Consider the following 9,582-nt stretch of genomic DNA (forward strand, 5'->3'; position numbering starts at 1 on the left):
CTCCCCGGCCCGCTCGGCCAGTGCCTGCGGAGCACTCCCGCACGCCCACGCCACCTCCCGCACCGGCGCGGACAACACCGCCCGCTCCGCCTCCGGCAGGAACACCCCCCGCGCGTCACCCTCCGCGTCCGCGGCCATCGCCTCCAGCACCAGCCGGTACATCCCACCCAGCCGCTCCAGGCCGTCGGCACCGAAGGCCTCGGTCGCGCTACTGAGGTTGACGTGACCGTCGCGGGTGATGACGCTCAGTCCGAACTCGTTGGCGCTCTCGCGCAGTTCGGCGGCGGTGTCGACCGCATCGGCGTCCAGCTGGTGGAAGTCGTGGAAGTCGAACATGACGGTGAGCAGGTCGTCCGCGCTGTCGGCGGCCCGCTGGACGGCGGGCAGCGGGTAGCGGCGGTGCGACCAGATCGCGGTCTCCGTCGCATAGGTCCGCTCGACCAGCTCACGCCAGGTGCGCGCGCCCACGGTGACCGGGAAGGGCAGCGTGTTGAGGTGCATGCCGAGCACCCGCTCGGCGCCCGGCGCCTCCAGACGGCCGTGGTAGACCACGCCGGTGTGGAAGGCCTCGTCCACGGTGAGCGCGGACATCACCTTGAGGTGGGCGGCCAGCATGACGCTCTTGATCGAGGTCTTCGCTCGGGCGGCCAGCTCGCGCAGCCCGTCCTCCAGGTCCGCGAACGGCACCTGCAGGCCGGACCGACCTCCCGGTGCCCCGCCCCAGGTCGCCGGCAGGGCCAGCGGGCTGTGCGCGTCGACGACCTGCTGCCAGAACTCCTGGGTCGCCGGGTCGGTGAGGGCGGCCCGCTCGGCGGCGATGAAGTCGGCGTACCGCACCGGGACGGGGGCCTGGGCAGCGGGCTCGCGGCCGTCGCGCAGGGCCTGGTAGTCGCCCAGAAGCTCCATCAGCATCGAGTTGACGGACCAGCCGTCGGTGATGGCGTGCGGGTAGGTGAGGGTCAGGTACCAGGACTCGTCGGACTCCAGGTGCGCGGCGATCCGCATCAGCGGGGCTGCCGTGAGCTCGAACGCGGCGGCGTTCTCGGCGGCGGCGAAGGCACGGCCGTGCTCGGCGCGCTGCTCGGCGGTCGAGCCGCGCAGGTCGTGGACGGTGACCGGGATCTCGGCGGCGGCGTGCACCAGCTGGAGGGGCTGGCTGTAGCCGTCCAGGTGCATCGAGGTGCGGAGCGTCTCGTGGCGGGCGGTGATCAGCTCGACGGCACCGCGCAGGGCGTCCGGCGAGAACGCCTGGCGGTCCGGCAGGCGGAAGGAGCTGATGTTCTGGTAGACGTTCCGACCGTCGGTCGCCGCGAGCATCTCGATGAGCATGCCGGTCTGGATCTGCGACAGCGGGTAGGCGTCGACCACGTCGGCCGGCAGGGCGCTGCGGTCCTCCTCGCCGATCAGCTCGAACGGCCGGACGGCGGTGATCAGCGACTCGCCCGTGCCGACACCCGGGAGGGCGGCGGCCATGACGGCGATGGTGCGCTGCTCGAACACGTCGCGGACCGAGACGTCGTAGCCGGCGGCACGCATCGCTCCGACCAGGCGGACGGCCCGGATGGAGTCGCCGCCGAGGTCGAAGAAGCTGTCCTCCACGCCCACCTGGGTCAGGCCGAGGACCTCGGCCCAGATCGCGGCCAGGCGCTCCTCGATCGGGGTGCGCGGGGCGGTGTAGCGGGAGGCGGTGAAGGCGTCCAGGTCGGGGGCGGGCAGAGCACGCGTGTCGGCCTTGCCGTTGGTGGTCAGCGGGATGGCGTCCAGGGTGACGAACGCGGCCGGGACCATGTACTCCGGCAGGCCCTCCCCGAGCCGGGCGCGCAGGGCAGCGGTGTCGATCACGGCGTCAGCGGTGGGCACGACGTACGCGACCAGCATCTTCTCGCCGTTGTCGCCGTCGCGGACGATCACCACGCTCTGGCGGACCTCGGGCAGCTCGCCGAGCGCGGTCTCGATCTCACCGAGCTCGATCCGGTACCCACGGAGCTTGACCTGCTTGTCGATCCGGCCCAGCGACTCCAGCGTCCCGTCCGCCAGACGCAGCGCGAGGTCACCGGAACGGTAGAGCCGGGAGCCGGCCGGCCCGTACGGGTTGGGGACGAAACGCTCGGCGGTCAGTTCCGGGCGGTTGAGGTAGCCACGGGCCACCGCCGGGCCACCGACGTGGATCTCACCCGGCACCCCCACCGGAACGAGATGCCCACGCTCGTCGAGAACGTGGATGGCCGTGTCGTCCATCGGCGAGCCGACGGGGCTGTGCGCCGACCGCGCCACGTCCTGGTCGGTGATCCGGTGATACGTCGAGTGCACGGTCGTCTCGGTGATCCCGTACATGTTCACCAGAGCCGTGCCCTCGGTGCCCACCCGCTCGGCCCACGGGCGCAGCTCCGCCATCTCCAGGCGCTCGCCCGCGAAGACGATCGCGCGCAGGGCGAGCCCGTCGATGCGGGGGTCGCCGTCACCGGCGAGCTGGGTGAGGGTGCGGAACGCCGACGGCGTCTGGCACAGGATCGTGGCCCGCTCGGTGACCAGCAGGTCCAGCAGCTCGTGCGGGGAACGGCTGACCTGCCGCGGGACGACGACCAGACGGCCACCGTGCAGCAGCGCCCCCCACATCTCCCACACCGAGACGTCGAACGCGTAGGAGTGGAACAACGGCCACACATCCGCCGACCCGAAGTGGTAATCCTCCCGCGTCGCCGTGAACAGCCGCACCACATTGCCGTGGGTCAGGCTCACGCCCTTCGGCAGACCCGTCGAACCGGAGGTGTAGATGACGTAGACCAGGTTGTCCGGACGCACCCCGGTGACCGGAGCCGTCGCCGGACGGGCCGCGATCTCCTCCGCGTGGGCGTCGACGAGCACACGGGTGCCCGAGAACTCCAGCCCACCCAACGACGAATGCGTGACCAGCAGTTCGGCCTTCGCATCCGCCAGCATGTACGCCAGACGATCCGCCGGGTTCGCCGGATCCAGCGGCAGATACGCCGCACCCGACTTCAGAATGCCCAGCAGCGCCGGGATCAGATCCGGACCACGCTCCAGCGACAGACCCACGATCCGCTCCGGACCCGCACCCAACGCCACCAGATGCTGAGCGATCCGGTTCGCCCGCTCCTCCAGCTCCCCGTACGTCAGGCTCAGCCCGTCGCTGGTCAGGGCGACCGCGTCCGGCGTCCGCGCGGCCTGCGCCGCGAACAGCTCGTGAACACACTCCTCCACCGGCACCTCGACCGTGGCGTTCCACGCGTCGAGCAGCAGCCCCCGCTCCTCGGCGGACAGGAGGTCGATCTCGCCGAGCCGGGCGTCCGGCGTCGCGGTGAGGCCGGCCAGCAGGTTCAGGTAGTGCGTGGCCATCCGCTCGACCGTGCCGCGGTCGAAGAGGGCGGTGGCGAAGCAGAGGCGGGCCTCCAGCGGCCCGTTCGCGGCGTCGGTGATGTCCAGCGTGAGGTCGACCTTGGCGACCCGGGAGGCGGACTCGGGGCGCACGGTCAGGCCGGGCAGCTCGAAGGCCGGCGCCTGGTTCTCGCGCAGGATGAAGTCGACCTGGTACAGCGGCGTGCGCGAGAGGTCGCGCTCCGGCTGCAGCTCGTCGACGAGGCGGGCGAACGGCACGGACTGGTGCTCGTAGGCCTCCAGGACGGTGCGGCGGCCGGTCGCGAGCAGCTCCCGGAAGGTCGGGTCGCCCTGCCAGCCCAGGCGGTTGACCACGACGTTGATGCCGTAGCCGATCAGCCGCTGGAGCTCGGGGCGGGCGCGGCCGGAGACGGTGACGCCGACGGGGATGTCGGTGGTGCGGGTGTAGCGGGAGATCAGCGTCTGGAAGGCGGTGAGCAGGACGACGAACCGGGTGACCTCGTTGTCGGCGGCCACCTGCTGGGCCCGCTCGGCGAGTCCGGCCGGGATGGTGAAGGTGACGGCGTCGCCGGCGGAGTCGCGGCGGGCGGGGCGCGGGCGGTCGGTGGGCAGGTCGATGACGGGGACGCCGGACAGCCGCTCGCGCCAGTAGTCGAGCTGGCGGTCGAGCGCGGCGCCGCTCAGCTCCTTGCGCTGCCAGGCGGCGAAGTCGGCGAACTGGACCGGCAGCGGGGCGAGCGGGGAGGGCGCGCCGGTGGTGAACGCGGTGTACAGGGCGCCGAGTTCCTCGGCGAAGACGCCCATCGACCAGGCGTCGCAGGCGATGTGGTGGAAGGTGACGACCAGGATGTGCCGGTCCTCGGCGAGGGCGATCAGCCGGGCTCGCACCGGCCGGTCCCGCTCCAGGTCGAACGGGACGACGATCTCCTGCTCGGCGAGCTCCCGGGCCCGCGCCTCGCGGTCCTGGGCGGGGACGTCCGCCAGGTCCACGACGGGGAACGGCGGGGCCTCGGGAGCGTCGACGACCTGGACCGGCTCCTCGCCGGCCAGGACGTAGCGGGTCCGCAGGATCTCGTGACGTGCGACGATCTCCGTCCACGCCGCGCGCAGGGCCGCGCGATCCAGCGTCCCGTCGAGCCGCAGCGCCAGCGGTACGAGGTACTCGGCGCTGTCGGGCTCCAGGCGGTTGAGGAACCACATCTGCTGCTGGCCGAAGGTCACGGGCAGCGGCTGGTCCCGATCAACCGTGGTGATCAGGGACCGGCGACCGCCCCGCTTGCCGGCCAGCCGGCGCCGCAGCAGTTCCTCGCGCTGCGCTGCCACGTCCTGCTGGGTCGACTTCATGTCGCCGGTGTTCATTCCTAGTTCTCCTTGGAGTGCGTGGCGGCCGCGCCGGCCGTAACGGTGCCGGGGGCGAAGAGGTCCGACTCCGCGATCTCGGAGTCGCTCAGCTGTTCGATCTCGGCCCTGATCCGGTCCTCGATCGCCGCGGCCAGTCGGCCGACGGTGGGCTGGGCGAAGACAGTGCCGATGGAGAGGTCGATGTCGAACTCGTCCTGGAGCTGGGAGGTCATGCGGATGGCCAGGATGGAGTGGCCACCGAGTGCGAAGAAGCTGTCCTGCACGCCGACCCGGGGCAGTCCGAGCAGCTCGGCCCAGATCTGGGCGATCCGCTCCTCGGTGGGGGTGGTGGGCGGCTGGTGGTCGTCGGCCCCGGCGTCGATGTCGGGCAGGGCCCGGCGGTCGACCTTGCCGTTGGCGGTGAGCGGGATCCGGTCGATCACCGCGAAGGCCGACGGGACCATGTAGTCGGGGAGCCGCTCGGCGAGCCCGGCCCTGACCGCGTCCAGGTCGAGGGGCCCGTCGCCGTCCGCGACCAGGTAGCCGGCCAGCGACTTCTCACCGGTGGCGCCCTCGCGGACGACCACCACGGCGTCGCGGACCGGTCCCATTTCCGACAGTACGGCCTCGATCTCTCCAAGTTCTATGCGGTATCCGCGCAGCTTGACCTGGGTGTCGATGCGGCCGAGGAAGGAGATGGCGCCGTCGGGCAGCAGCCGGGTCAGGTCGCCGGTGCGGTAGAGCCGGGAGCCGGGCGGGCCGTACGGGTTCGGGACGAACTTCTCGGCGGTCAGCTCGGGGCGGCCGTGGTAGCCGCGGGCCAGGCCCTCGCCGCCGACGTGGAGTTCGCCGGGGACGCCGACCGGGACGGGCCGCCCGGACCCGTCCAGCACCACGGTGGTGGTGTTGGGCAGCGGGCCGCCCAGCGGTACGGCGGCGGCCTGCGGCCGGTCGACGGGGTGCGCGGTGGAGCCGATCGAGGCCTCGGTCGGCCCGTACTCGTTGATCAGCCGGCCGGTGCCGAGGGCGGTGAGCCAGCGGTTGGCGAGGCGGGCGGGCAGTTCCTCGCCGGCCACCAGGACCAGCCCGGCCAGCGCGGACATCTGCTCGTCCGTCAGCTGGTCGGTGAGCAGTTCGAGGTGCCCGGGGGTGAGCTTGACGAAGGCGTACGGCGCGTCGGCCAGCAGCGTCGCGCCGAGGGCGGCGAGGTCGAGGTCGGCGGGCAGGACGTGCACCGCGCGGCCGGTGATCAGCGGCACGTACAGGTTGGTGGCCGGCAGGTCGAAGGCGATGGAGGAGAACAGCGGGGCGCCGCCCTCGGTGCCGGTCAGGTCGCGGGCCGCCCAGCGCAGGTGGTTGGCCAGGCCGCGGTGGTGCACCATGACGCCCTTGGGGCGGCCGGTGGAGCCGGAGGTGTAGATCGCGTAGGCGAGCAGCTCCGGGTCGCCGGTGCGGGCGGGCCGCCAGGCCGGGCGGGCCTCGACGGCGGCGCGGTCGGTGTCCAGCAGGACCCGGGTGCCCTGGAAGCCCTCCGCGGCGGACGCCAGGTCGGAGGCGGTGACGAGCAGCGGCGAGCGGCAGTCGGAGAGGACGTGGCGCAGCCGCTCGGCGGGCAGCGCCGGGTCCAGCGGCAGGTAGGCGGCGTCGGCCTTCCAGATGCCCAGCAGGGCGGGGACCAGTTCCGGCCCGCGGGCCAGGCAGAGGCCGACGACGGTGTCGGGGCCGGCGCCCAGGGCGATCAGGTGGTGGGCGATGCGGTTGGCCCGCTCGTCCACCTCGGCGTAGGTCAGGCGGGTCCCGCCGGCAATCACGGCGACGGCGTCGGGGGTGGCCCGGGCCTGCTCCTCGAACAGGTCGAGGGTGGTGCCGGCCGGCCAGTCGGCGCGCTCGCCGGTGCCCCAGCCGGCGAGCCGTTCGCGGTCCTCCTCGGCCATGATCTCGGCGGCCGCGAGGGTGACGGTGGGCTCGGTGGTGACGGACTCCAGCAGGCGCAGGAAGTGGTCGGCCAGGCGCTCGACGGTGGCCCGCTCGAACAGCGCGTCGCTGTACTCGAAGGCGCCGCTCCAGGTGCCGTCGGCCTCGCTGCGGACGTACAGGGTGAGGTCGGTCTTGGCGACCCGGCGGGCCGGGTGGAGGTAGTCGATGTCGGCGCGGTCCGGCATGCCGCCGATCAGCTGGCCGTCGTGCAGGTTGAAGGCGACCTGGTAGAGCGGGGTGCGGGACTGGTCGCGCTCGGGGCGCAGCTCGTCCACGATGTGCTCGAACGAGAGGTTCTGGTGGGCGAAGGCCTCGCGGCAGACGACCCGGACCCGCTCCAGGGCCTCGGTGAAGGTCAGGTCCTCCTCCAGCTGGTAGCGCAGCACCAGCGAGTTGAGGAAGAAGCCGACGGTGCGGTCGACCTCGGGCCGGGTGCGGCCGGCGACCGGGGTGCCGACGACCACGTCCCACTGGCCGCTGAGCCGGGCGAGCACGGTGCCGAAGGCGGTCAGCAGGGTCATGAACGGCGTGGCCTCGCGGCTCTGGCCGAGGTCGGTGACCGCGGCCATCAGGCGCCGCGGGATGTCGAAGGTGACGACGTCGCCGCGCGGGTCGCGCTTGGCCGGGCGCGGGTGGTCGGCGGGCAGCTCCAGCGGGACGAGCCCGTCGAGCGCGGTGCGCCAGTGGTCGAGTTCGTCGGCCAGCCGCTCCTTGGAGTGCCACTCCTGCTGCCAGTCGGCGTAGTCGGCGTACTGCACCGGGACGGCGGGCAGCCGCGGCTCGACGCCGGCCCGCAGGGCGGCGCTGAGCAGGTGGAACTCCTCCTCCAGGATCGCGGCCGACCAGCCGTCGCAGGCGATGTGGTGGATGGTGACGAGCAGCAGCTGCCCGTCGCCGTCGGCGGGGATCCGGGCCAGCGTGGCGCGCCAGAGGCGGCCGGAGGTGAGGTCGAAGCCGGTCTCGAACTGCTCGCGGAAGAGCTCGACGATCTCCTCGCGGCCGCCCTCGGCGTACCGCAGCTCGATCGGCAGGGTCTCGCCGATCTCCTGCCGCGGTTCGCCGTCGACGACGGTGTAGCGGGTGCGCAGCGCCTCGTGGCGGTCGGCGAGGGTGTCGAGCACCAGGCGGACGGTGTCGGCGTCGACGTCGCCGGGCAGCCGCAGGAACAGCGGGGCGGTCCACTCCGGGCTGGGCTCCATGGTGTCCAGGAGCCAGATCCGGCGCTGGCCGTACGAGAGCGGCAGCGGCCGGTCGCGCGGCACCGGGGTGATGCCGGCGGTCTCCGGCTCGGCGGCCGTCAGCAGGGCGGCCTGCTCGCGGACGGTGACCGCGCCGAACAGGTCGGCGAGCACGACGGGGGTGCCGGTGGCCTCGTGGAGGCGCTTGGCCAGCTCGGTCATGAGCAGCGAGTAGCCGCCGAGCTGGAAGAAGTTGTCCTCCAGGCCGACCTGCGGCACCTCCAGCAGCTCGGACCAGATCCGGGCCACGGTCCGCTCGGCGGGCGTCCCGGGGGCGACGTGGGCGGGGCGGCCGGGCGCGGCGGCGGGCGCGGCCTGCGGGCGGTCGGCCTCGCCGAGCAGCTCCAGGACGCCGTCGTTGCGCCAGCGCACCAGGTCGCCGGTGGCGTGCATGCGGCTGCCGGCGGCGCCGTACACGGCGGGGCGCAGCCGCTCGGCGGTGGTGTGCGGGTCGTCGAGGTAGTGGGAGCCGGCGCCGAGGCCGGCCGCGTGCAGCCGGCCGGGAACGCCCGGCGGGACGAGGTCGCCGTACTCGTCCAGGACGAGCAGCGGGATCCTGTCGATCGGGCGGCCGAGCAGGGTGTTCGGGCCGCTGCGGTCCGGGTCGCCGCGGTCCGGGTCGACGGTGTGGGCGGTGACCGCGAGGGCGCCGTCGAGCAGGTGGACGGCGCACAGTTCGCCGGCGCCGGCGGCGGTCAGGGCGCGGGCGGCGTCGGCGGGCAGCTCCGCGCCGGCGGCGAGGACCAGGCGCGGGGCGCTGCCGGGCCGCAGGTCGGCGGCGGCGAGCAGCGCGGGCGCGCCGGCCAGCACGGTGGCCCGCTGTTCGGCGGCGACGGTGGCGACGGCGGCGGGGTCGGTCACCGGCAGGGCGGTGGCTCCGGCGGCGAGGGCGGCGAACAGCGGGACGAACCAGGCGTCGGTGTCGCCCGCGCAGAGCACCCGGTCGCCGGGCTCCAGGCCGAACTCCTCGATCAGCCAGTCGATCTGGTGCAGCACGGTGGCCTGGTCGAGGACCAGGGTGCGGCCGGTGGCGGGGTCGTGGCGCAGCCAGGCGGCGTCGGTCGGCCCGGCGGGGCGGCCGGGGTGGTCGGCGGGCCGGTCGGCGAGGTCCTGCGCCAGCGCGGCCAGGTCGACGACCCGGGCGGCGCCGGGCCGCTCGGGGGCGTGCCCGTCCAGGGTGAGGACGAGCTCCACGCGGGCGGGGAGTTCACCGAGCGGGTGGTCGGCGGGCAGCGGCAGGACGGCCGCGCCGGCGCGCCAGACGCCGGCGACGGTGCGCGCGAACGCCGCCCCGGGGGCGAGGCGCACGCCGACGACGGCGCCGGGCGCGATGCCCGCCTCTGCGAGGTGGTGCGCCAGCCGGCCGGCGTGCTCGTCGAGCCGGCGGTGGTCGATGGTGTCCTGGTGGTCGGACACGGCGATGGCGTCGGGAGCCCGGCGGGCCGAGCTCGCGAACAGGTCGTGCAGGGAAGGCCGCGGGGTCACGAGAGCTCCTCGCTCGGTGTCACGGTGGGGTTGGCGGAACGACGCGCGCTCTCCCGCGGTGGCGGTGAGGGGCCGCCGCGGGAGAGCGGGGTGGTTCAGTTGGCGGCGGCGGCCATGCGGGTGCGCAGGCTCAGCGGGCGCATGTCGGTCCACACCTCGCCGATCCGGGTGAGGCACTCCTGCT

2 protein-coding genes are annotated in these 9,582 nt (G+C 73.9%); both read right to left on the minus strand.

Features of this window, described 5'->3' with window-relative positions:
- Nucleotides 1–4,716 (minus strand): amino acid adenylation domain-containing protein (locus ACWEQL_RS38280; RefSeq protein ID WP_452155529.1); only part of this gene is annotated, 4,716 nt, incomplete at its 3' end.
- A gap of 2 nt (nucleotides 4,717–4,718) precedes the next feature.
- A complete protein-coding gene (locus tag ACWEQL_RS38285; protein WP_452155531.1) occupies nucleotides 4,719–9,398 on the minus strand; it encodes an amino acid adenylation domain-containing protein in 4,680 nt (1,559 codons plus the stop codon).
- Nucleotides 9,399–9,582: the final 184 nt, after the last annotated feature.

It is taken from the genome of Kitasatospora sp. NPDC004240, assembly GCF_053603215.1.